Genomic DNA, 22,470 nt, shown 5'->3' with positions numbered 1-22,470 from the left:
CCTCCTTATATCATCACGCTGAACAGGCTATAAAGCAGGGCAAAAAGCAAAAGCGCTATAACTGATGCTACTTGCATTATCTGAACAGACTGAGGTATATCGTCCGGTGTGGCTTCGCGCTTTGCATCGCCAATCCACGGCTTTTCCACCCGCTGGTTAAAGTAAACATTCGGCCCACCTAAGCGGATACCCAACGCTCCTGCCATAGTTGCCTCTGACCAGCCGCTATTCGGGCTACTGTGCTGGTAGCGATCACGCCAGCCAATATGCAATGCCTGCCGAAAATCCCGGCCCTGCCATTTCGCGGCCATTGCCAACAGAAGCCATCCGAGACGCGCAGGGAACCAATTCGCGATATCATCCATACGGGCTGAAAACATTCCTATTGCCTGATAACGGGGAGTTTTATATCCCACCATTGAATCAAGGGTATTGATTGCCTTATAAGCCATAGCCAGTGGAGCACCGCCAAGCATCAAGAAAAATAAAGGAGCAATCACGCCGTCAACGCTATTTTCAGCTACGGTTTCAATCACAGCGCAGCTGATTTGTGGCGGTTGTAATTGAGAAGTGTCACGACCGACAATTTTGGCAAGTTCCTGACGGCTGATATGCAAGCTATTGTGATCTGTCGCTTCCTTACACAATGCCTGATAGACAGCATTTGCCGCATCGCTCAGGCTGCGTCCTGCCAATATGGTATAAATCAGCCAGATTTCCGCTGCACATCCCAACCAGAACATCAGCCCATAGGCCAGTTGCAAAAACCAATAACTCACCAACCAAGTACTTCCTACAACAACAAGCCATAGCAGCCCCCCCCCCCATTTCAGACTGGCTTCGGTCTGGCAAACCCGACGAATAAACTGCTCAGACCGGCTGATAAGCTGCCCTATCCAGCGTACGGGATGAGGCCAATGCAGAGGATCACCTAACTTCATATCCAGAATAAAAGCGGCGAACCACAATAGGACGGTCATAATTGCCTCCGTGCCAGCATTAACCAGCGATGGAGTAAATGAGGCCGTTGGAAAAAATGGATATGCAGATAACCCGCCAGCGTATTGCCATTCAGGTAACTACCCTGCCAGCTTTTCTGGATTTTCTCTGAAGCTTCTTTAGTATTTGTTTTCTTAATACATTGAAAAACGGCGGGCTGGGTCGTAATAAAATCTGAGTAATGGAATTCATGCCCGCGCAGTGTTTCTCCCTTTGCAATTAAAGGGGTATCGCACATTGCCGTGGCTTCGCAGTAACCAAAACGTTTCAGGTGATCACCCATCCGGCTTTCACCAGAAATCAATCCCACCATGCTATGCCGCACACCGTCCGCATCAATCAGGCTATCACCGAGATACATCAACCCCCCGCATTCTGCATAAATAGGAATCCCTTTCTGGTGTGCCTGACGTAATGCTGTATGCATGGCGTAGTTGGCAGCTAAAGTGCGGGCATAAATTTCAGGATATCCTCCCCCCAGATAAACCATCTGGCATTCAGGAAGTTGGTGATCATGCAGGGGGCTGAAACGCTTGAGCGATACTCCGGCCTTTTCCAATAACAACAAGTTATCCGGGTAATAAAAATGAAATGCCTCGTCTTCTGCCAGTGCCAGCGTTAAACCCTGCCCTAGAGTGGGATCAACCAAAGAACTTATATCGCCTTTTGGCAGCGAAGTTAGCCGGGTTAGGCCCAGCAACTTATCCAGATCTATCGATTCTGCAACCTGCTGAGCAAGACGCGACCAGCGTTCAGTATGCTGCTCTCGCTGTTCTTGTGCGGAGAGCAACCCTAAATGGCGGGAAGGCAGTGCCACTTCAGGCATAACGGGAAGCCGCCCTAAAACAGGAATACCGCAGTAATTTTCAATTGCCTGTTTTAACAGTTGAAAATGACTATCCCGGCTAACGCGATTAATCAGCACTCCCGCAATATTCACTGTCGGATCGAATAACTGAAACCCCATCACTGTTGCAGCAATCGAGGTGGAAACCCCCTTACCATCCACCACCAAAATCACCGGACAACCCAGTTGCTTTGCCATCGCTGCACTGCTGCAATAGTCAGGATCTGTGCCATAACCATCATATAGCCCCATCACACCTTCAATGACGGCCACATCGTAATCAGCTATCGCTTCGTTAAATAAACCATTCAGGATAGATTCCGGGAGCATGAAAGCATCAAGATTCCGTGAAGGAACCCCCGTTACTGCATAATGCCATCCACCATCCAGATAATCAGGCCCGATTTTGAACGGTTGTACCCGCAGTTCACGGTTTACCAAGGCTCGCATAATGCCCAACGTTACCGTTGTCTTACCACATCCGCTGCCTGTACCTGCGATGACAAAAGCATATTTCTGTTGCATGTACTTACCCCAAAATATATGAATTCTGGTTTGATATTAAAATCAGATTTGGTTTTTAAAATTTTCTTAGTCTGAATCTTGTATTAATCATAGGATCTTAAATTCATGCATTCCTATTCATTGATATATATCAAGCAAAATGCCTTTTAATTAAATCGCCATATAACAATTAATATTCCACTGATAATATTAATGACAACCTCTAATAATTATTTATAGTGAGATAAAATAAAAAATGACACATAACAACAATGAGAACGCAATAAAACCAGTAGCGGATTGATATTTTTGAGTTTTAAAATAAAACCACTTATCTTTAATTAAATTAACTTCACATAAAACACTTTAATTTAAAACGATAACATCTAATCTGAAAAACATTCATCATCAAAAAATATAAAAATTGATTTGAATCAATTTCAGTTGTTCAGCGTTGCAGTAATAATTATCAATACATTCATATTGGGGTTTTAATTTATAGTAAAAACCTTGAAATAAAGAAAAATATAATTCTATTATATTTTACATCCATAGAGGGCATATCATGAATAAAGGATGTGTATGGTTAGTTGGTGCAGGTCCCGGCGATGTGGGTTTAATTACAGTCAAGGGATTACATTGCATTCAATCTGCGGATGTTATCGTTCATGATCGTCTCGTCAACCCTGAACTTATTGCTCAGATACCTGATCACTGTGAAATTATTAATGTCGGTAAAGAACATGATTATCACCCTATTCCACAAGAGACGATTAACGAAATTCTGGTACAACATGCCCTAGCAGGAAAACGAGTCGTGCGCCTGAAAGGAGGCGATCCTTATGTTTTCGGTCGTGGAGGAGAAGAAGCAGAAATTCTGGCACAGCATGGTATTAAATTTGAAATTGTTCCGGGAATTAGCTCCTCAATTGGCGGATTAGCCTATGCAGGAATTCCGGTCACTCACCGCAATTATGCATCGGGTTTTCATATTGTGACTGGGCACACTTCTCAGGAAAACAAACAACAGAACTGGAAAATACTCGCTCAACTGGAAGGTACTCTGATTATTTTGATGGGAATGACCCGCCTGACAGATATCTGTCAGCAATTAGTTCAGCATGGTAAACCCGCGACAACGCCAGCGGCAGTGGTTATGTATGCCAGCCATCCGAAACAGGAAAGCATTATCGGCACATTGGAAACACTGGCGGCAAAGACAGCAGAAAAAAAACTGCATGCCCCTGCTCTGATTGTGATCGGCGATGTGGTTAATTTAAGTGAAATGCTGGCTTTCACTCCCTCTTATCTGAATCTTTCTTCGCTTTGCCCTGCGCTGGAAGAGGAGTAATACCATGAGTGAACATGGCGGCAATATTATCGGTATTTCTCAACAATATGGTCTTTCAGCCGATGCAGTCATTGATTTCAGTGCCAATATTAATCCGCTAGGCCCACCGGAACGCGTTAAAACGTTGATAAAGAATAGTCTGGCTGATATTGAAAAGTATCCCGATGTGGAATATCGCTATTTACATCAGGCAATTGCAAAAGCGCATCAATGCGATGAGACAAAGGTCATCGCAGGTAACGGTGCAACAGAGTTGATTTATGCCATTGTCCGTTATCTTAATCCCAAACTTGCTCTGCTTCTTACTCCGGGATTTGCCGAATATCGACGCGCTTTGCAGCAAATCGGAACAAAAATCATCGACTATTCATTAACAGAAGAAACCGGATTTCAGCCGGATTTACGTCTACTGGATATGCTTACTGTGATTAAACCCGATTGTTTGTTTATTGCTACGCCCAATAATCCCACGGGGTTAATGCCGGATAATCAAGTTATACAGGCGCTGGTGGAATATTGTGAGAAAAACGAAATTTCGCTGATTGTCGATGAATCCTTTATTGATTTTCTACCTGATAACCGAGGGCTTATTCCCCAAATTACTGCCACCAAACATCTCTATATATTGCGTTCAATGACAAAATTCTTTGCTATCCCTGGGCTACGCTTAGGTTATTTAATCAGCGGAAATATAACCGCTATTGCAGAGATGAAAAACAGACGTGAGCCGTGGTCAATTAACGCCTTTGCAGCAAAAGTTGGTGAAATTTTATTTGATGAACATGACTATATTGCTGCGACATACCAATGGCTGAAATCACAGCAACATTATTTGTGGAGCCAGCTTTCAGGCTTTCCTGAATTGACAGTTTGGTCACCATCAGCCAATTTTTTATTTTTTCGTTGCGAGCCGCCCAAAATGGATTTGTGGCATGCCTTACTGAAACATCAGTTACTGATTCGTCATTGTAAAAATTATGCCGGATTAGATAACCGCTACTATCGAATAGCCGTACGCAGTGAGTGGGAAAATCAGCGTTTAATTGCAGCCATGCAGCAAGTCTTTGCCTATAGCTAAACACGGAGAGCTTTAATAAGATGATGAGTGATAAAGGCCGCTTTGCTATGGCAATATTTATTACTGTCATTATTACAATTTTTAACTATTTGCTTTTTAAGCTCTCCATATTTTTTCGCAATATTAGAGTGTTTCTTTAAATAATCACGAAAAACTAAATGCTCTACAATACGTGGATTCTTGACTTCAAAAGCATGTATGTGGTGCGTCCTATTATCACCGCCTTTCTGGAAGTATCGCCTTCCCGCGATACCGTTTTCCCCTTTAGCTTTATAACCATGAAACAACATAATATCTGAACAACTGTCCAGTAAGTTAAGATCATTCACTTCAACCAAAATATCGATAATTGGTTTTGCAGCAAGATGTTCAACACTAGTACTACCTATGTGATGAATATTAGCTATATTTTTGTTCAGTATACTAAGTAACAACTCAGCTTCTTTTTGGTACAGAGCAGGCCACTGAGGATTGTAATCAACGACTTCAAGTATTCTTTTGCTCATATGTATCCCATCAGCATAAAGGTATTATTGAGTAATAGGGAAACATTTATAGTAAGAATTTACCACGTAATCCTATCAGATTTCCGAACGGATCTTCTAATTGGCACATACCTAAATTATTTTCAATTCTCATTGGCCCCCTATATAGTTTCGCACCTATTTTTTCAAAGCTGTGAATAGCTGATTTAAGACAAGGAACTGACCAATACAGAACAGTACCATTTTTTCCAGCATAAACTTTTTCATCAGCCTGAACTATTTCTAGAATAAAATCTCCTATTTTTAATATAGTGAAGTTAAATTCATCAAAATAAACACTTTCTGCTTCTGTGAATGCATTTTTATACCATTCCAATCCCTGATTAACATCAGGAACAGGGATTAAAAGTGTAGCGGGTTTTATCATGATTATCCCCTCATTGATAAAATCATCAGATAATTAAAACCGTACTCAACGCAACATCATACTCAGTTAAAGATTCTGATCACTTTATTTTTCTGTTTCTGAAAAACAAAACATTTGCAAAAATCTTATGGTGTATGAATAATTTGAACACTTTTTTGTTATGGACGATAAACAATGAAAACATTTTTAAAAGTTGGTGTATTAAGTAGTGCAGTATTACTCCTTGCAGCCTGTGATGCCTTAGATCCTGACAACAATAAAAACAAATTCTATTACAGCAACCCGACAAACAGCCCTATCACATTTAAAATTGATGATAAGGATTACACTATCGAACCGGGGATCAGCGGAAGTGTCAAATTATCACCAGGGGTACATTACCTTGATGATAATAAAGGTAATAAATCTACCTTTATGGTACTGGAGCACAATAATGGCGGCATCCTCAATCCGAACAATTATATGTATTACACCTTATCAGAAGTATATGCGTTAAAGGGGCAAGCAGACCGTTTCATGCCTGCAGAATATGAGGTGACTATTAACGGGCATGAGCTTGAAATGCCATTAAGAAGTAGTAACGCAGCTGTTATTGATGGCAATATCTTTAACTGCCAATTTCCTTTAGGCAAACCATTCCCAGAAGAAATTAATCTTTATGATAAAAAATCGCAGGGGAAAATAACCTCAAAATGTTTTGATAAACCAGAGTTATTGCAATACTTTTTAACAGAATACATTTAATTTAAATAAAATTTAATAAAAACAATAAATTAAATAAAAAACAAATCACCAATAACCTATTAGTGCACACATCTATGTACAAACAAAAAACGCACATAACGTGGTACATAGAAAATCGGCGACTCCTCAATATCAAAAATTCCCTATAGTTAATTACACCACGCTGATCGGTATTTGATCTCTCCATTTGAAATGGTAGGATTGAGCCAAAGTGAGGACTACGTAATAATCAATGGGTTACAAAGGTGAGATTTCTCACCTTTATGCAACTTGTTGATTTTGCTTATTTCCGACTCAGGAACGGAATTCAATTAAATCAATGAGTTAAAAGGGGAGAATTATCCCATTTAGATAAGTGATTGATTTTGCTTATTTCCTGCATGGTGACAGAAACCAAATAAATCAATGGGTTATAACATCGGGAAATTTCTCTTTTCGTATATTAAGCCTTATCAGACACCTGACAAATTCTATTAATTCCCCGCCTGTCATTTTATGTCATCCTGCCAACAAAACATTACCTATCAATTTTTAGTCAAGCCCTATTCTCCAGTATTGATGAACCAATTTATTGATGTTCACCGGCGGAGAAGTCTCCCACCGCCTTCATGTTATTTAGCAATCTGTATTGTTGATTAGATGAGGGAATGAATATGCAAGATAAGAAGCCTGATGTATCTGTCTCAGACGAGAGTAATCTCGTGATCGTTGCAACACCGGAATATGTCAAAGAAGCTATTGCAGAGCATGCTGCTAGTCGTAATCACCCAAATGCCACGCTGCAAGATAAAGGTTTTGTTGTCCTGAGTAATGATGTGAGTGATAGCGAGACTATGGCTGCAACACCAAAAGCGGTGAAAACAGCGTATGATTTGGCAAATACAGCCAATCAAGTTGCTAGCAGTGCAAGCAATCTTGCTAGTACAGCAAATAACCTTGCTAATATTGCAAATGAAAATGCCAATTTAGCTTTACCTGTTGGGGTTCCCGTTCCTTGGCCGACAGAAAACCCACCTGAAGGCTGGCTTATCTGCAACGGTGATTCATTCGATAAAATAAGATACCCGAAACTTGCTCTTGCTTATCCATCTGGTGTGCTCCCCGATTTACGTGGTGAGTTCATTCGTGGGTTAGATAATGGGCGTGGTATTGACCCTAAGCGTACATTACTGTCTGAACAAAAAGCAACAATGCTGCCATCAGTCTTTACTTATAAAAATCACCCGAATCCCAAGAAGCCTTTAGCGACCGGAGCATTAGTCTCACCACCAATAAGTGCGTACAAAACAGAGGGGGCTGATATTACGGATTTCATGGCCAAAGACTTTGATGACGCTGTATATGCTCCATCTGGCTCGTATCTAACCTCTGAGTTGGTAGAAGGTGGAGTATCATCATTTGTATCGTTTCGTGTCCGTCCCCGCAACGTAGCCTTCAATTACATCGTCAGAGCTGCTTAATTCTGAGTACAACTTAACCCGCAATTTTTTGCGGGTTAACCATTCCCTTACTCCACCAATTCAGCCGGAACACTATCAATAGCAACCTCTGCCGCCTTCTGCTTCACATTCCACACCGAATTCGCCGGCATCTGAACACGGACATCCAAGCGACAACCTTCGGGAATATCGCACGGTTCACCGTCCTGATAGTACACCTTTTCCCCGTTCACAATGGCTTTTATCCGCTTATTCTGAAAGCGTGCCGGTAAATGAGAATGCTGACGGTGAAACGTCTCAATCGTGATACTGCCGTCCTTGTTCACCTTGTCATCAATGTAGATGAGTTCCAGCCCGTTGTTATTTTTCGGCGAAGAGATACCCCCGTGCACACCCCATGCGCCATCCGCGTTATAGCCCAGCACACCGGTGACCTGATAATGACCGAGACCGGGTTTAGAGACGATAGCACCTTCGGATTCGTCGTTCGTGGTGAATTTGCCCGATGGGAAGATTTCAATGATGGGGGAGGCTTCTCTGATAATACCGCCATTGTCTACATGGGTATTTTTATCAGTCCAGACAGAATAGTAAACTGCTGCTGTATTATGCCCAGCAAAAAACTTAACACCTGCACCTTCATAGTGAGCCGTAAATCCACTAAATGTATCACCGGCCTTACAAATAATTCCTGAAGCCCATCTATATGTGAAATCCGAACCTAAATTATTTCTAAAAATTTGACTCGGATTTAACCGAATGAAATCCAGAATACTAGCCTCATCATAGGCAACAATGTTCCCAATACCTCCAAATCCATAATCGCCGATTTTCAACACATTATTCAGCCCAATATTCTGTACAAATTCAGATTTATCCAGAATATCCGCCCCGTTCTGGGATTTATCCAGCTTCCCGGCAAGGGTTTCATTCATCGCCTTTATCGATTGCAGTGAAACCGTCTGTCCATTCGGTAGCGTCACCGCCACCGCCCCGTTCTGCGTCATCCACTGATCCATATTCTGGAGAAACTGGACGATATAGGCATTGATGGCCACCATATGCCGGGCAGCATCAGAGATAGTGTCATGGACAGTCGTCTGAATTTGGTATGTCACGTTATTCAGCGTTACATTGACATTATCCGCCAATACCAGCTCCGTATCCGAGTTCACCGCCTGTATCATATGCAGCAAATTACGGCTGCCGGACTGGATAATCATCATCTGCCCCGGCGCAATACCGTTCAGGTTATCTTTAAATTTGGTGCCCGTGCCCCGGACAATCGCGGAACCGGACACGGTGGAAAGGGTGCCTTGGGTGTACATCATGGTTGAATTCCTGACATGAATAAAACGGAGAGGGTTAACCTTCTATCATGGTTAAATCGACGATAAAGCCAGCCATTAAGGGAGGCGGGCCACGCCATGTGCCGGGGTCACTCTGGCTGCCCTCATGACGCAGATACTCATAGGTATACGCAAGTTCAATCCGGCCATTGCCATAGCGGGGCTTGAATGACTCGACATACACATCATAATCCCATTCATCACTGTAAAAAGGCGGGTTATCCGCCCCCGGCGAGAACCGGATATTTTTATAATGCTGGCGAGACTGGGACTTTATCAGCATATATCCGTAACGCCGCCCGGCCTCCCCCACATGCACAAACGGCCTGTTTTGGTTATTGGGCACATCGACAGAAAAATACCGCACAAACGACAATAACTTCATGGCCGACGAGAACATCAGTTCCCCGCGTTCGCTGTAGACCTCCAGCCCACTGTTACCCCAGACAGACAGTTGTGAGATAGGCGCAAAGAAGTACTTCCCACCCGCCCCGTACACTTCGGCATAGTTGTAGTAACGTTCATCCCAGCCGACATTGCTTTCATCCGCCCCGGCCTTTCTGAGAAAGCCCAGTGACGGTGTTTTATCGGACAGTTGCACCAGCCCGTTATCGGTATAAAACTCTAATCCCAGCATTTTAAATCGCCCAAATCGTGACAAAGTTTTGCATTTCCGCCCACGGGCTGGATTGTCCGCCCCCGCGCCCCATGTTTTCCCAGCGATAGGTGTCATAGTCAACGTGATAGCTGAAGGTGCTGCCAGAGACGCTGAACGTGGTGAACTCATTGCTGAGCTGGGCAATCTGAATCCCGGACCCCCCAGAACTGCGCATACGCAGAAAGAACCGGGCGGTGACATTGCCGCCCTCACTCAGACCCGGCAAATACAAACTGCCAGTTTTGTTCAGCGGGATCATGTGCGTCCCCAGAAAGCGCGGAATAATGTTATTCGTGGTGATAATCACCCGCCCCTGCTCGTCATAAATCTCTAATCCCATCCCCATTACCAAAACCCCATTCGGATACGTAATCGTCCGCGACTGTCAAACAATTGCTTCAGGTTGTTGGTTTCGACCCAGTAACCGCCTGAACCCTGACCGTAACTGGTCATTTCTCCCGTGCGCATATCCAGCCTGAAGCCGGTTCTGTTCCGGGGATCGAAGTTAGCGGATTTAATTTCATCCCCGACAACCAGCTTGCGAATATTCGCCACATCAATAAAGGCATCCCGCACAAACAACTGCCCATTTTTTGCCACCATAAGCGGCTCCATTTTCCCGTTAGCGGGGTTATAAAACGCAAAGTTATTCGCAGAAAACCCAATATAGGATTCCAGTTGACCGTTTTTAATCTCGCCACTAATCACCATCCCCCCGGCGTTATACTTCACCCCATTGTGCTTAAGAGTGATATTCACGCTATGAATAGCGTAACCATTGCCGGGCTGATTAAACTCGGCTTGCATTTTGGTGCTGATGATCGCCTGCTGATCTTTTAGTTGCGCCTGAACACGCTGTTCGCTCTCTGCAAATGACAAGTCTAATTTATTGATGGATTTCTGGTTTTCCTGAATGGAAGAGCGATTCTCTCCGACGCCGGATTTCACTTCTTTAATGGATTGCGCCCAGGCAACTTCACGGTCAGCAAATACCCTGTCAAGGCGTTTAATTTCGGCCTTGTTCTCCCCATCCCTTGCCATCAGCTCAAAACTATTCTGTTGTATAGCGATCCCATTAATCAGGTCCGCTTCGGCCTGATAATCCAGTTGAGTCTGCAAGCGCTTTCCGGCCTCCGCCGTCATAAACTGGTCACCGGCGGCATCAATAATCCAGCTCGCATCTGTGGAGGATTCACCGCGCAGAAAGTCGGTCCACGGGGATTGATTGCCGGATTTATCCACCAGTCGGGCACGGAAATAGAACGCGACACCGGCCGCCAGTCCCTGCATCACATAGGTCTTTTGCGGGTAAGGAATATCCGACAGTAACATTAACCCTTCACCGTCACTCGTCGGGCTGTACTGGATTTCCGTTTTTAGCGTATCGTCCGTATGAGGTGCAAAACCCCAGTCGAACTGGATACCGAACACAATCGGCGTGGCTTTAAAGCCCAGCGGCGCAGGCGGCTCACCGGCTTTTCCCTTCAGGTGCGTTTCCGGCGCATTCGCCCACAGGCTGGAGATTTCAGCGGCATTAATGGCTCTTACCCGCGCCTGATAACGTCCGGCGTAGATGTTCGGCACCTCAAAACCCTGCGTTGAGGTTCTCGGTGCGGCTATCCAGTTACCATTGTCCCGACGCCATTCGGCTTCATAGGCAATGGCACTTTCTGCCGCGTCCCACGTTACCCGCAGGGTGGTAATGGCAATGCCCTGATGGACCACCGAATCACTACTGATAACGACATTTTTCGGCGGCGACTGTACACCGGGCTGAATAATCGAAATGGGACGTTCGTCAATGCGAATGCCAGTATCAATGTGGGCGTATTTATCCGGGTTATGCTCAATGGCGGTAATCTCAAACGAGACACCGTCGTCCCCTTCTTTTATTCCCGTGACCCGGAACAGTTGAATGGCTAAATCGGTGGCATCAATCGCCCAGACCGACTCGGCAATCGGCGTTTCAGAATAGGCGGTCGTAACCGTGATCACCTTTCCGTTAACCGCCTGAATAGTGCGTCCTTCTGCCTTGCCCGAAGGGAGGTTCAGAATCAGCCGTTCCCCCACTTTCGCCGACGATACTCTATCTAAAGTGATATTACGTCCGTCTGCATTGTGAAGACGGCCACCCAACACCCGACCTGCCAGCATTTCATCCGCCACCCCGATAACATAACCGGGTAACGGAATTTTACCGTCCAGCCCCACGGTAAAACTGACCATCCGGTCATACTCGTTGGTGTGTAATATCCACTTACCCCGTCGAATGGCCTCACTCTGGCGGGTACAACCAATCGCGGTCACATCGGCCTGCCTGACCTGAAAACGGCGAATTAGCCGGTGGTCAAACACCGGCTCTACGGCATCCTGATAACCGTTCTGCGGATCTGACCAGCTCACCATCGCAGTAGAATAATGGGTCTTCTCACTGGCACTGCTGTAGACAAACTTACCGTCACGCACGTTGGCGCGGGTGTAGAGATAATCCACATCCCGGGGCATATCCGCCAGTACGTTCATGTTATTGTTGGCCCAGTAGGTCATCCCCCGGAAGATACCGGCGATATCCCGTAACACTGTCCATGCCTCTTCCTGTGACTGGATATACACATTGCAGGTGTGACGGGGTTCTGTACCCCCTTTGCCGTCCGGCACGGACTGGTCACAATACTGCGCAATCCGGTATAAGTCCCATTTCGCCAGACTTAAGTTTTCGGTCTTCACCCGTGAGCCAATACTGAACCGGTCGTTAATCATCAGGTCATACAGCACCCATGCCGGGTTATCCGTCCATGCCCATTTGAATTGTCCTGACCACACGCCGGAGTAACTACGGGCTTCAGGGTTATAGTTATCCGGCACACGGATCACCCGCATCTTCGGCTCACAGGAAATCTGCGGGATGTTACGAAACTGTCTGGCATCAAACTGAACAAACAATAGCGCGGTTTCGGGGTAACTCAGCTTGGCGTCAATCACCTCCGTAATAGCTTCGACCATCATGGCATCGGCAATCCGGTTACTGTTCTGCTTGGGCGTTAACCGACGCACACGCACCTGCCAGCCAGAGTGCGCTTTCGGTAAATCGATGCGGTGTGAACGTTCATATTTGGTGGTCGTCTTGCCATCGGCGGCTGTGCTCAGCACTTCCTGATAAGCACCGCCGTCTGTCGCAACTTCAATCACATAATCAATGCGGTAACCGACGGTATCCCCGTTTTCTTTCTGCGTCTGCAACTGGGGCCATGACAAGCGGATGCGCACCGCCGATAAATGGGTATTGGTGACCGATCTCACCCATGATTCAGCTAACTCCGTGCCCACTGTTAACTCATTTTCAACGGCTGGTACCCCTTTGATATAGTCCTGATGCGGGGTCCCGTGACGAAATTCCCACTTCACCCCCTCAAAGTTGGGATTACCGTCCGGCCCGATAATGGGCGTGTTATCCAGAAAGATATTGGTGCCATCCAGTCCCCCGGCGAATTCCCCTTCCCCCAGTGCCAGTAAGATTTTGGCATACGAGGTTGACTGTAACGAATCCGGCGATTCGACCGGGGTACGGGGACTGTCATTGCCGCCTTTACTGCCCTGAATTCGATGCTGTTCCATATTTCACCCGTAAAAAAAGCCGCTTTCGCGACCTGACTGAACATTGTGAAGCGTTATTGCTGATCTTCGGCGTAAATCCCCGCAGAGATAATGGCACCCCCTATGCGGCGTTTGCCGTACCCGATCGGCACCGGGTTACCCTGCGCGATGGAGTTGACCGGCCCACCAAACGCATAGCTGGGTTTATTGTCGGGATCTTCCCGTCGTGCCAGTCCGCCCGGCATCGGAGAAAGCATCTGCACCACGCCGCCGAGCATCATCCCCACGCCGGACATCACCATCGGCACACCAAACGGTGTCGCCCATAAGAACACGCCAGCCACCACCATGACTGCCCCGAGGATGGTTTGCAGTACCCCGGCTTTTTTGCTGCCAATGATCACCGGGACAATCCGAATATCGCCCTCCCCGGAAAAGGCCAGTTCATCCTGACTGATATTGCGCTTGCCGATAAACACCGCAAAGGTGAATCCGCGCTCTCTGGCGGTTAACAGGTATTTTTCAAAACCCTCAATCAGGACAGACAATGCCCGGATTGCTTCCTGCGGTGAAGATACGGCCAGTTGATATTCCCGTCCGAACTGCGTCCCGAGTGCGCCGTATAAGCGTATTGTGCGTATCGTTTCCATCATTCCCCCTGATATCTGACTCGTTTCACTGTGCGTTCCTGCCAGTAGCCACTGTAAGACACGCGGTTGCTGAGTTGCCCGTACATATGGTGTAACATCAGCCCGTCACCGAGATACACCCCGGCATGATTGGGTTCACGGGCCTGTACCTGCATGATGATCACATCACCGGTCTGGAGTTCCCCGCTGCACTCAATAAACCCCGCCGAGGCGTAGTGCTGCATATAGAGATTTTCGCCCCGGTTCCACCACCCATCCGTCCGGACAAAATCCGGTAATTCAATGTTGCGCTCCAGTCGATACCAGTCACGCACAATGGCGTAACAGTCCCAAATACCGTGGACAAACGGACGTGCCAGCAAAGGCTTAATCCCCGCCGTGGGCATCAGTGTACGGATATCCCCTTCCGGCCATGAGACAATCACCCACAGCACTTGTGACAGGTCACACTGAGCAATGTCTAACTGACTGGGCTGGGTGGTCGCATCCGGGTGACTGTGGACAATCGCCACTATGGTTCCGGTATCTTCGGCAGCGGCGTAATCTTCCGGGTGAAGGCTGAACTGTTCTGTTGGGACTGAGGCAGTATTGCGGCAGGGGAGATACTGTTGTTTGCGGCTGTTCTGAATGACCAGTCCACAACATTCATTCGGGTAGTCGGCCTGCGCGTGTGCTAGGATGGCTTGGATAATGTGAGGACGCATAAAGGCTTCCTTAGGCAATAAAAAACCCGCCGAAGCGGGATATTATGATTCACTCATTGTTATATGATTATATTTAGAATGGATTATCGTATTTTTCTGCTAATTTCCTAAGCATTGGCTCATCTTTCGCGAGTAACTCTGCGGGGTAGTATTCATAGCTTACCCATAATACATAAGGTATATGTTCTCCTTTATTAAGTCTTAATTTAATCGTCATTTGATTGTATTCATAGTCCTTGGCTAGTTCATGGTTATTCTGCTCATCAAGAACAGGTTTGCCATATTTATTATTTAGACCTGATGCAATCAGATTAAATTTCTCTTTTAAATTATCGTAATTTTTACCAGAGTCACTTACATCAAAACTAATAGACCTCAATCCTCTATTAAGAGGAAAGAAATCTAAAAAGTATGCACCATCATATTTGGCTTTTATGGGTACGGATTCTGCCCTTACTGTATGTATTAACTTATCTTGATACTCATCAAATTTTTTTAGGTTTAACTTTTTAACTTCATCAATAGCCATGCCCCACTTTAGCCCAAAGGGAGCTTGTGGCTCATTAATTGCCTGCCCGAACGCCAATTGATTCATGACAAAAAACGTCAGGATAACTAAGATGATTTTTTTCATCATAAGCTCTCTCACCTGTTAGTAAAATTGCAACAATGAAGAAAATTGAATCAATAATCAAGGGTTGACTATAAGCATATCCTATTAAGCGAAGTTTGCATCATTACCGTCTCAGCAAGGCAGAGCCGGGAAAACCACCAAACGGCAATGGCATATTTTCACCGAAGCGTAACTTGCAATCATTCATCAGGCCACCGCAGACATCCCTTGACGGATCGTCTGTTGGATCGCCCTCTTCATCAAAATAACGGTTACCTGTGTAGTTGCAGGGGGATTTGCGATACAACCCACGCATACACCATGTACACAGGCTGTGAATCTGGCGCGTGGGGATCTGAATCCCCTGCAAATCTGCCGGAGAAGACAGAGCAAAATGGACTTCGGTATTGTCTTCATGGGTTTTACTGTCGATGTAGAAAACGTCGATTTTTTCCTGTGTCGGGTCAGCCTCGGGATTGCCTTCGGGGAAGTTGCGCGCATCCAGATAATGGGTGAAGGTCATGTGAATGGTGATACGCGCCTGCGCCATATTATGGTAAGCCAGACACAGCGCACTGATCGTGCCGTCCAGATTGGCGACACTGAGTGTCGGCGAGACCGCCCGACCACCACCGTTAACCTCCAGTCCTTCGATTTTGACGGGCCACGGCTTATATTCTATGCCCTGCCACCAGAGGGATTTAGCCGGTAAATTGTCTGAATTTTCCAGCTCCGCCTGCGTGTACGCTATCGGGTGGTTATGGAAATACAGTTCTGGCCCACCGAAAGCGGAGCCATCAAGGGCAAACAATAAGACTTTACTCCCCGGCTCCAGTTGCTGGAGTGTCGTGTTTATCGTCATAATGATGTTCTCTACGGATGGTAAGTGCGGGTGAAGATCACGGACAGCGTGAAGTAAGCCCCATGCGCCTGTATATTGAATTTCCCTGCCTGATACAGTCCTAACTCCGATAACGGGTTACGCCATTTAAAAGAACGCCAACCCTGATGTTCACGCAAGAAAGCCATAATCGGCTGGATATCCGACAGGGAACCCACAAACGACAACGGCCAGCTTTCCCGCTGCGCATTGATGCCGTCACCGGTGGTTTGTTTGTATCCATCACCGAACTGGACAGAACGCACCACCGGTTCAAATTCCCCCGCCGCCCCGACCCGGGCGGGAAAATCAAACGTCTTTATCATCGCCGTCCTCCTTTAATCGCCACACTGAGTTCACCGCCCTGACCGAGACTCTTATGCAGCAGTGTCTTAAATCGCTGGTCGATAAACTTCGCAATATCCTGCCCGGCGGATTCAAAGCCGCTGGTTGTCTTCACTTCCTGATTGCCATCAGAATGAATTACGATACTGACATGATTAGTGGTCTGGTTGCTGGTGCCGCCGCTGGCCTCTACGCCCAACCGACCATCGGAACCACGCTTTAATGGTAAAATTGCTTCGGGACCGGCTTCCCCCATCACGCCACCGCCTTTCGCAAACGCAAACAAGGTCGGACTGCTGACAATCTGCCCGCTGTACTGACTTAAATTGGTCGACTGGTAAACCCCGCCTTTTGCATTCGGGATCGGACTTTTCCAGATGTCGGGGGTGATTGTCGTGCCGGAACCAATCGAACCCATATTTCCCCCGGCGGAAGCTAAGGCATTGGTCCCCATATTGGCCATACCGCCCCCACCGAAGAAGCCTGAGACGGCTTTGGTGATCAGTGCCTGCATCGCAATACGCACCAAATCCTGAATAATGGATTGGGCTAATGAAGCTGACAGCTCCCGCATGGACTCAGAGAACGACTTACTGCCGGTTAACATGCCGGTCAGGGCGTTACTTGTCCGTTGTTCAACCACATCCAACAGATTGATCTGCATCCGTTGAAAATCCCCCTGCGCCCCGTACAGTTCTTTGGCGGCGGCAAGCTGGGCATCTCTCGAACGAGTCCCCGCTGCTGTAGTCAACTGCTCATAACGCTCTTTACTGATGCGGTTATTACGATAATACGCTTCATAAAGGGCCGTTTGTTCTGTGAGCTGGTTTTTCAATTGGGTAACGGGATCAACCTCACCCGCCATATCAAGCCGGGGCGCAGCAAGTTGTCTGGCCTGTTCTGCCAGCTGATCTTTCACTGAGGTTTGTTGGAGGGTTTTTCTGGCTAAAAAATATTCCTGTTCAGTCAACAACCGTTCAGCATACAGGGCTTTCAGCTCTTTGCTCGCGTCCCGCTCTTGCCGGATAAGGGCTTTTGCCGGGGCGTAGCGCTCTGCCAGTTCCTGTCGCTGTTTCTGGTGGTTTGCCGCATTGAGGGCTTTCAGGCGTTCAATTTCATTTTGCGAGACTAAGCCGGATTTAGCGACTTCATCCAATTTTCTTTGTGTCTCCCGCTCACTGAGTAGAATGCGGCCTAAACTGGTGGTATGTGCCCGTTCAATATCAAAACGTAACTGCTGATACTGATTCAGGATTTGGGTGCTGCCCTTTTTCTTTTTGCTCCCTTTATCCTCACCGTCATCGCTGCCTGTCCACGGGTTATTATTACTCTCTTCGGGTTTAGAGGGTGCAGGTGGAGGAACATCAAATTTACCTACCGCTAGGGTTGAGCGCATATTCTTATCCCTTGCGGTTTTCGTTTCTAAACTCTTGACCAGATCTTCTCTCTGACTAAGTAGCTCACGCCCTTTCTTTTCAACCTCTTTAGGGTCTTCATAAAGAAAACTCAGCGCACCTTTCTGACGATTTTTTAAACTATTGATTCTTGTTTGGGAGTATCTTTCCAGTTGATTATCAACGCGTTCTAACTCGTCTTTCAGATTGTTAATATCATCCTGATTTTTATCAAGTTCAACTTCAATTTTAACTTTAGAAAGTCGTTGCAGTTCAGCAATGGTTTCAACCGTTTGATCCTTTAACTGCCGCAACCCCTCTTTAGCTTGCACACTGTGGTTATATAACCCATACAGCGCCGAGCCTGCCAGTACCGCCGCCCCGGTCCAGCCACCGAGCAAAGATAATGCCCCACGAGCACCGGCGACTGCGCCACTCAAGGCGCGGGTCGAATACGACAATCGACGGTTAGCGGCGTCCAATAGTCGGGTGGCCCGTTCTTTTTGCCTGATCGCTTCTGTCTCCTGCCGGTACAAGGCATTAATTTCTTTGGAGTAGTTAACAGACAATCCATGCTGGGCATTCACTGCCCGCATTCTTTCAATGTGCTCCCCCTGACGCTGGGTCAGTTGCATCGTGGCGTTCGCCTGCTCAATAGTGCGCCGGGCGGTTTCAGCCTTCTGCTTGGTGGTATCCCGCATGGCTTTTTCAGTGGCCCGCCATGCACTGACGTTTTCCCGCAATCCGGCGGTCATTTTTATGGCCATCACCGGGATAAGGGTATGCAGGGCAACCCGGGCTAGCGTATTAAAGTTCTCAGACAGACTGTTCACGACACCGGTCACATTCTGCACCCCGGTACGCAACGGCCCGTCTGCGCTACTCCCGACTTTAATCGCCAGTCCTTCAAAGGCTCTCCCTAAGACATCCAGATCGGCACTCAGGTTATTGGCCCGCTCTCCGGCCTGATCATAGGCCACCTGTGTGCCGGTCAGCGACTGTTTGAGTTCATCCAGCTCACGCCGTCCGGTGACCAACTGTGAAGCGGCACTGAGGTTAGCCCGCCCGAACAATTTCGCCGCCTGCGCCGTCGATAGCTGTTTGTTTTTCAGGTACTCCAGCGCGGCACTCAGGCCCACGACCGACGGTTTCAGGTTCTTATCGGTGGATTTCTCCAGCGCCAGCACCACGTTACGGATAGCGACTCCGGCTTCCGCGCCTTTGATGCCGCCTTTGGCTAATACCTGAATCGCGGCATTCAGCTCTTCAAACGACATCCCGGCTTGTGAGGCCATCGTACCGCCGTTCTTGATGGCTAAAGCGGTTTCATTGATTTCGGATGCGCCGTATTTGGCGCCGGCGGCCAGTACGTTGATATAGCGATCGGCCTGTGCCGCTGACGCACCGAACTGATTCAGGGACAGGGCTAGCGCTTTGGTCGCTTCCGGTAACTCAATGCCGGAGGCCTGCGCTAGCGTGATGGCTTTCTCAGTCGCCTGCGTCAGTGCTTGGGTATTTTTCAGCAACTCCGGTTTCGCCGAGGCCATCAGTTTCAGGGCCTGCGCAATGCCGGTGGCCCCGAATTCCGTGGTACGTCCCAGTCGCTGGGCGTCTTCGTCCAGTTTCTTAAGCTGTGCGCCGGTCGCCCCCGTGATAGCGGACAAATCAGACAAGGCCTGCCCGTATTTGCGCGTGTGGGAAATAATGGTACCCAGTGAGAACCCGGTGCCCGCCAGTAACGCCAATTGCCCGGAGACGGATTTGATCTGGTTCGCTAACGAACTGTAGGTCTTGGTGACCTTTTTCCCGTCACTCGCGGCTTTATCGGCAAAGCGTTCTGATTCCCGCCCGGCATACCGGTACGCATCCGCAATCTGGGATTTAAATGAGGTGGCATTCACCAGTAAGCCGACCGTCAGGTTAGATAAATTCGCCATACGTTAACCTAGTAATCTCATGACATCCTCGCACTGCGCCTGCACCGTATCAGAAGAGGTGGAAACAGGGGCAGGCGGCGGATTGTCGGAATGTTTGCGGTTCTTCAGCCGGTAGTAAGCCTGCCACTCATTAAGTGTGGAGGCCGGTAACGACAGGATACGATAGGGGTCAATTTCGCCGAGCTGTTCTGCCAGGGTAAAGGCAAAGTGCAGCGTCGGCGAATGGATTAGTTTTTTTCGGCCTCCTCCAGTGTGCCGATAGCATGACGTTTCACAATCTGAATGGCTTCAATGATCGTGGCGTTATCATGCACCGCCATCAGTTCCTCAGCACGGGGTAGCTCACTGACTGCAATAGCTTGCCCTTTATCGTCAACCAGACAATCGAGCAACATCTGAATATTGAGGCGAGAAGCCTCGCGCCCGTCTCCGGCCTGACTCAGTTTTTCCGCCTGCTCTTCCAGCGTCAGTAACTCAGCCGATGTCATCCGGCGCAGATTCACTTGAGTACCAAAGAGTTCGACCGCTTTGATGTGCGGGCGCGGGGTCAGTAATGCGGCTTTCAGGGCTTTCATGGTGTCACTCCTGTTTTCGTGGTCCCCCAGACGAGGTTATTTTGTTTGCCTTTCACGGTGATTTGGATGACTTCACTGGCCGGGGCGTTAATGTCGTTCATCTCCCAGCCGGACAGGGCTAATATCATGGTCGCGGTGCGCTTGTTCGGCAGGGCAATATAAAGCTGCACGACCTCATGATTCTGGGCTGCATTCAGAAAAGCGGCAAAATCCGCATCTTCGGGATTATCAATAAAGCCCAGTGACTTCTCCGGCCCTTCCGGCATATCGGGAATAAACTGCTTATTGGTATCCATCAGGGTGGTGCAGTCAACAAAGCTGCCGGTTAACCCGGTGGCACCCAGTGCCTTACAGTTTTCCAGCGGCTTCATCTGAGCGACGCTGTCACCGGGTTTGCCGAACTTCACTATTGTGCCTTTAGGCAGCACGGCATACTCGGGTGAGGATTTTCTCTCTGCCATGATTCACTCCAATCAGGGTTATTTGCTGTAACCGGATAAGGCCGCGCGGATTTCCTGCACAAGCACCTTCATCACGGCGGTTTTGTTGTAATCTAAGGCCGGGCGAATAAAAGGATTGGGAACCTGTTTAATCGTGCCCATTTCCTGCGCTAAGGCTTTCATCCGGTGTGCTTTGGTCGGGCCAACGGTGATCATCACCCCGCCCGGGTATTTCGTGGATTGAGTGGAACGCATTTTGATATTGTCCCGCAGGTGCGGCCCTTTGCTCTTCGGGTCATACCCGGCGTGAGCCTGCATATCTTCCTGCACAATTTCCATTGCTGTCTTACCCGCCTGACGCAGAATCTTTGTCTGGAGCGCAACCTCCAATTCCTGCAATTTACGGCCTAATTCCGCCAGACCGGATACGTGAGTTTTAATCATCGGTCAGCCTCCGTATACGCAATGATAAAGTCACGGGTAATGCGGTAGCGCTTGCGGTTGTTGGTTTCTTCCGCCATCTCCTGAAACAGTGCCCCGCGGGTGACTGACTGCACCGGGGTGCGACCGATAGCGCCATGCCGTATCGCTTCCCATGCCGTACGCAGCGTCGCCTCCAATTGCAGCGCCTGCGTGTAATTTTGGGTGATGATGCTGATTTGAAAACGCCCCTCAATCAATTGCGCTGGCGCTAACCCGGTATCAAAGGCCGGATCGCTGATGCGCTGGTAGGTCACCCCCTCTGAAACCGAGGACGGCAAGCGCAACGGATAAGCCGGTAATCGGGTGAGGCGTTCTAAATCGGCGTGAATATCAAGCTCGATCATGACGAACCTCGGCTTCGGTACTGATAATCGTACGGTCAGGCCGGTTGTTATCCACGGCACGTACGGTAAACCGCCGTCCCTGATGTTCAATCAGCCAGTCGATATCAATATCCCTGCGCGGTCTGACGGTGAATTCCTGTATTTCAATCACCTGCTGCTGGTCAGCGGTGCGGGTTTTGCGGTTCGATAACGCTTTGGCTTTTGCCCAGACCGTAGCCACATAATGGGGAGTAAGCGTTTCGGCCCCCAGTGCATCCCGCTCAATGACCGGGCGGAACAGCTTGATACGGTGTCGCAGTGCGCCTGCTCTCATCGTGTGCCCCTATAACGGAATAAAACGGTACGGCTCCAGTAAAGCCTTAAAGCCGGTGGGTAGCGCCTGCGCCTCGCGGTTTTCGTACCAGTAGCCCACGGTCAGCATGATCGCCAGCGTCACATCCTCAGTCACCATTAACCCGTCCGGGTCATCAGCAGGGACAGCAGCTTCATACAACCGCCGGTTCAGGTAGCTTTCCACCCGGTTAATAGCAGCACGGGAATAGGTTTTCAGTAGATCATCTTCGGCGGTGTTATCGTCATCGAGACGGCATTGCTGCCGGAGAATTTCCAGTGTGGGAAAAGACACAGCAC

24 protein-coding genes are annotated in these 22,470 nt (G+C 48.0%); 4 read left to right on the top strand and 20 right to left on the bottom strand.

Annotation, left to right across the window (positions count from 1 at the left end; genetic code table 11):
* Positions 1-5: 5 nt before the first annotated feature.
* Together cbiB and AAC855_RS04125 are read right to left on the bottom strand one after the other, a co-directional pair.
* The gene (gene cbiB / locus AAC855_RS04130) at positions 6-980 is read right to left on the bottom strand and encodes an adenosylcobinamide-phosphate synthase CbiB (protein WP_340608350.1); all 975 of its coding nucleotides are present in this window, start codon (positions 978-980) and stop codon (positions 6-8) included.
* Positions 977-2,371 carry a cobyrinic acid a,c-diamide synthase CobB gene (locus AAC855_RS04125; protein ID WP_340608349.1) on the bottom strand — a complete coding sequence of 465 codons (1,395 nt, stop codon included), beginning with the start codon at positions 2,369-2,371 and terminating at the stop codon, positions 977-979. The genes cbiB and AAC855_RS04125 overlap by 4 nt, the downstream gene beginning before the upstream one ends.
* A 544-nt stretch (positions 2,372-2,915) precedes the next feature.
* Between AAC855_RS04125 and cobA the strand changes: the two genes are divergently transcribed.
* Positions 2,916-3,701: a uroporphyrinogen-III C-methyltransferase gene (cobA, locus tag AAC855_RS04120; protein WP_340608348.1), complete on the top strand. Its 786-nt coding sequence runs from the start codon at positions 2,916-2,918 to the stop codon at positions 3,699-3,701.
* 4 nt (positions 3,702-3,705) lie between these two features.
* Entirely contained in the window at positions 3,706-4,779 is a 1,074-nt protein-coding gene (gene cobD, locus AAC855_RS04115) for a threonine-phosphate decarboxylase CobD (protein WP_340608347.1), read from the top strand.
* On the opposite strand, the gene AAC855_RS04110 is transcribed toward cobD, so the two are convergent.
* Positions 4,776-5,285 carry a GrpB family protein gene (locus tag AAC855_RS04110; protein WP_340608346.1) on the bottom strand — a complete coding sequence of 170 codons (510 nt, stop codon included), beginning with the start codon at positions 5,283-5,285 and terminating at the stop codon, positions 4,776-4,778. The genes cobD and AAC855_RS04110 overlap by 4 nt on opposite strands.
* Before the next feature lie 46 nt (positions 5,286-5,331).
* On the bottom strand, positions 5,332-5,691 hold the full coding sequence (locus AAC855_RS04105) for a VOC family protein (RefSeq protein WP_340608345.1): 360 nt from the start codon (positions 5,689-5,691) through the stop codon (positions 5,332-5,334).
* 174 nt (positions 5,692-5,865) lie between these two features.
* Here AAC855_RS04105 and AAC855_RS04100 point away from each other — a divergent pair, with 174 nt between their 5' ends.
* Complete coding sequence (locus AAC855_RS04100) at positions 5,866-6,435, top strand: hypothetical protein (RefSeq protein WP_340608344.1); 570 nt, start codon at positions 5,866-5,868, stop codon at positions 6,433-6,435.
* A 653-nt stretch (positions 6,436-7,088) separates the two neighbouring features.
* Positions 7,089-7,895 (top strand): phage tail protein, encoded by an 807-nt coding sequence (locus AAC855_RS04095; RefSeq protein ID WP_340608343.1) that lies wholly within the window; start codon positions 7,089-7,091, stop codon positions 7,893-7,895.
* Positions 7,896-7,942: 47 nt separating this feature from the next.
* On the opposite strand, the gene AAC855_RS04090 is transcribed toward AAC855_RS04095, so the two are convergent.
* The 16 genes from AAC855_RS04090 to AAC855_RS04015 form a co-directional block, all read right to left on the bottom strand.
* Positions 7,943-9,205, bottom strand: coding sequence for a phage tail fiber protein (locus AAC855_RS04090; RefSeq protein ID WP_340608342.1), 1,263 nt, complete (start codon positions 9,203-9,205; stop codon positions 7,943-7,945).
* 34 nt (positions 9,206-9,239) lie between these two features.
* Positions 9,240-9,860 (bottom strand): hypothetical protein, encoded by a 621-nt coding sequence (locus AAC855_RS04085; RefSeq protein ID WP_340608341.1) that lies wholly within the window; start codon positions 9,858-9,860, stop codon positions 9,240-9,242.
* A gap of 1 nt (position 9,861) precedes the next feature.
* A complete protein-coding gene (locus AAC855_RS04080; RefSeq protein WP_241537903.1) occupies positions 9,862-10,227 on the bottom strand; it encodes a hypothetical protein in 366 nt (121 codons plus the stop codon).
* Positions 10,227-13,496: a TipJ family phage tail tip protein gene (locus tag AAC855_RS04075; RefSeq protein WP_340608340.1), complete on the bottom strand. Its 3,270-nt coding sequence runs from the start codon at positions 13,494-13,496 to the stop codon at positions 10,227-10,229. The genes AAC855_RS04080 and AAC855_RS04075 overlap by 1 nt, the downstream gene beginning before the upstream one ends.
* A 53-nt stretch (positions 13,497-13,549) precedes the next feature.
* Positions 13,550-14,125, bottom strand: coding sequence for a tail assembly protein (locus AAC855_RS04070; RefSeq protein WP_340608537.1), 576 nt, complete (start codon positions 14,123-14,125; stop codon positions 13,550-13,552).
* On the bottom strand, positions 14,125-14,829 hold the full coding sequence (locus tag AAC855_RS04065; RefSeq protein WP_340608339.1) for a C40 family peptidase: 705 nt from the start codon (positions 14,827-14,829) through the stop codon (positions 14,125-14,127). The genes AAC855_RS04070 and AAC855_RS04065 overlap by 1 nt, the downstream gene beginning before the upstream one ends.
* A gap of 73 nt (positions 14,830-14,902) precedes the next feature.
* Complete coding sequence (locus AAC855_RS04060; RefSeq protein WP_340608338.1) at positions 14,903-15,466, bottom strand: hypothetical protein; 564 nt, start codon at positions 15,464-15,466, stop codon at positions 14,903-14,905.
* A gap of 100 nt (positions 15,467-15,566) precedes the next feature.
* Positions 15,567-16,304: a phage minor tail protein L gene (locus AAC855_RS04055; RefSeq protein WP_340608337.1), complete on the bottom strand. Its 738-nt coding sequence runs from the start codon at positions 16,302-16,304 to the stop codon at positions 15,567-15,569.
* Positions 16,305-16,315: 11 nt separating this feature from the next.
* Positions 16,316-16,648 (bottom strand): phage tail protein, encoded by a 333-nt coding sequence (locus AAC855_RS04050; RefSeq protein ID WP_340608336.1) that lies wholly within the window; start codon positions 16,646-16,648, stop codon positions 16,316-16,318.
* Positions 16,645-19,998 carry a phage tail tape measure protein gene (locus tag AAC855_RS04045; RefSeq protein ID WP_340608335.1) on the bottom strand — a complete coding sequence of 1,118 codons (3,354 nt, stop codon included), beginning with the start codon at positions 19,996-19,998 and terminating at the stop codon, positions 16,645-16,647. Before AAC855_RS04045 ends, AAC855_RS04050 begins: the two co-directional genes overlap by 4 nt.
* A gap of 227 nt (positions 19,999-20,225) precedes the next feature.
* Positions 20,226-20,573, bottom strand: a complete 348-nt coding sequence (locus AAC855_RS04040; RefSeq protein WP_340608334.1) for a phage tail protein — start codon at positions 20,571-20,573, stop codon at positions 20,226-20,228.
* Positions 20,570-21,034 (bottom strand): phage tail protein, encoded by a 465-nt coding sequence (locus AAC855_RS04035; protein ID WP_340608333.1) that lies wholly within the window; start codon positions 21,032-21,034, stop codon positions 20,570-20,572. Before AAC855_RS04035 ends, AAC855_RS04040 begins: the two co-directional genes overlap by 4 nt.
* An 18-nt stretch (positions 21,035-21,052) precedes the next feature.
* Positions 21,053-21,457 (bottom strand): HK97-gp10 family putative phage morphogenesis protein, encoded by a 405-nt coding sequence (locus tag AAC855_RS04030; protein WP_340608332.1) that lies wholly within the window; start codon positions 21,455-21,457, stop codon positions 21,053-21,055.
* Positions 21,454-21,840: a hypothetical protein gene (locus AAC855_RS04025; RefSeq protein WP_340608331.1), complete on the bottom strand. Its 387-nt coding sequence runs from the start codon at positions 21,838-21,840 to the stop codon at positions 21,454-21,456. Before AAC855_RS04025 ends, AAC855_RS04030 begins: the two co-directional genes overlap by 4 nt.
* Positions 21,827-22,153 (bottom strand): phage head closure protein, encoded by a 327-nt coding sequence (locus AAC855_RS04020; RefSeq protein WP_340608330.1) that lies wholly within the window; start codon positions 22,151-22,153, stop codon positions 21,827-21,829. The genes AAC855_RS04025 and AAC855_RS04020 overlap by 14 nt, the downstream gene beginning before the upstream one ends.
* Positions 22,154-22,162: 9 nt before the next feature.
* Complete coding sequence (locus tag AAC855_RS04015; RefSeq protein WP_340608329.1) at positions 22,163-22,465, bottom strand: head-tail connector protein; 303 nt, start codon at positions 22,463-22,465, stop codon at positions 22,163-22,165.
* Positions 22,466-22,470 lie beyond the last annotated feature (5 nt).

The sequence above is a fragment of the Xenorhabdus bharatensis genome (assembly GCF_037996705.1).
In the GTDB taxonomy this organism is placed as follows: Bacteria; Pseudomonadota; Gammaproteobacteria; order Enterobacterales; family Enterobacteriaceae; genus Xenorhabdus; species Xenorhabdus bharatensis.
The sequence above is the reverse complement of the archived record's forward strand: the minus strand, read 5'-3'. Positions and strand labels throughout refer to the sequence as shown.

What these genes read in the sequence shown, in the direction of transcription:
- cbiB (WP_340608350.1), bottom strand. Translation starts at nt 980, where the DNA reads ATGACCGTCCTATTGTGGTTCGCCGCTTTTATTCTGGATATGAAGTTA.
- AAC855_RS04125 (WP_340608349.1), bottom strand. Translation starts at nt 2,371, where the DNA reads ATGCAACAGAAATATGCTTTTGTCATCGCAGGTACAGGCAGCGGATGT.
- cobA (WP_340608348.1), top strand. Translation starts at nt 2,916, where the DNA reads ATGAATAAAGGATGTGTATGGTTAGTTGGTGCAGGTCCCGGCGATGTG.
- cobD (WP_340608347.1), top strand. Translation starts at nt 3,706, where the DNA reads ATGAGTGAACATGGCGGCAATATTATCGGTATTTCTCAACAATATGGT.
- AAC855_RS04110 (WP_340608346.1), bottom strand. Translation starts at nt 5,285, where the DNA reads ATGAGCAAAAGAATACTTGAAGTCGTTGATTACAATCCTCAGTGGCCT.
- AAC855_RS04105 (WP_340608345.1), bottom strand. Translation starts at nt 5,691, where the DNA reads ATGATAAAACCCGCTACACTTTTAATCCCTGTTCCTGATGTTAATCAG.
- AAC855_RS04100 (WP_340608344.1), top strand. Translation starts at nt 5,866, where the DNA reads ATGAAAACATTTTTAAAAGTTGGTGTATTAAGTAGTGCAGTATTACTC.
- AAC855_RS04095 (WP_340608343.1), top strand. Translation starts at nt 7,089, where the DNA reads ATGCAAGATAAGAAGCCTGATGTATCTGTCTCAGACGAGAGTAATCTC.
- AAC855_RS04090 (WP_340608342.1), bottom strand. Translation starts at nt 9,205, where the DNA reads ATGATGTACACCCAAGGCACCCTTTCCACCGTGTCCGGTTCCGCGATT.
- AAC855_RS04085 (WP_340608341.1), bottom strand. Translation starts at nt 9,860, where the DNA reads ATGCTGGGATTAGAGTTTTATACCGATAACGGGCTGGTGCAACTGTCC.
- AAC855_RS04080 (WP_241537903.1), bottom strand. Translation starts at nt 10,227, where the DNA reads ATGGGGATGGGATTAGAGATTTATGACGAGCAGGGGCGGGTGATTATC.
- AAC855_RS04075 (WP_340608340.1), bottom strand. Translation starts at nt 13,496, where the DNA reads ATGGAACAGCATCGAATTCAGGGCAGTAAAGGCGGCAATGACAGTCCC.
- AAC855_RS04070 (WP_340608537.1), bottom strand. Translation starts at nt 14,125, where the DNA reads ATGGAAACGATACGCACAATACGCTTATACGGCGCACTCGGGACGCAG.
- AAC855_RS04065 (WP_340608339.1), bottom strand. Translation starts at nt 14,829, where the DNA reads ATGCGTCCTCACATTATCCAAGCCATCCTAGCACACGCGCAGGCCGAC.
- AAC855_RS04060 (WP_340608338.1), bottom strand. Translation starts at nt 15,466, where the DNA reads ATGATGAAAAAAATCATCTTAGTTATCCTGACGTTTTTTGTCATGAAT.
- AAC855_RS04055 (WP_340608337.1), bottom strand. Translation starts at nt 16,304, where the DNA reads ATGACGATAAACACGACACTCCAGCAACTGGAGCCGGGGAGTAAAGTC.
- AAC855_RS04050 (WP_340608336.1), bottom strand. Translation starts at nt 16,648, where the DNA reads ATGATAAAGACGTTTGATTTTCCCGCCCGGGTCGGGGCGGCGGGGGAA.
- AAC855_RS04045 (WP_340608335.1), bottom strand. Translation starts at nt 19,998, where the DNA reads ATGGCGAATTTATCTAACCTGACGGTCGGCTTACTGGTGAATGCCACC.
- AAC855_RS04040 (WP_340608334.1), bottom strand. Translation starts at nt 20,573, where the DNA reads ATGAAAGCCCTGAAAGCCGCATTACTGACCCCGCGCCCGCACATCAAA.
- AAC855_RS04035 (WP_340608333.1), bottom strand. Translation starts at nt 21,034, where the DNA reads ATGGCAGAGAGAAAATCCTCACCCGAGTATGCCGTGCTGCCTAAAGGC.
- AAC855_RS04030 (WP_340608332.1), bottom strand. Translation starts at nt 21,457, where the DNA reads ATGATTAAAACTCACGTATCCGGTCTGGCGGAATTAGGCCGTAAATTG.
- AAC855_RS04025 (WP_340608331.1), bottom strand. Translation starts at nt 21,840, where the DNA reads ATGATCGAGCTTGATATTCACGCCGATTTAGAACGCCTCACCCGATTA.
- AAC855_RS04020 (WP_340608330.1), bottom strand. Translation starts at nt 22,153, where the DNA reads ATGAGAGCAGGCGCACTGCGACACCGTATCAAGCTGTTCCGCCCGGTC.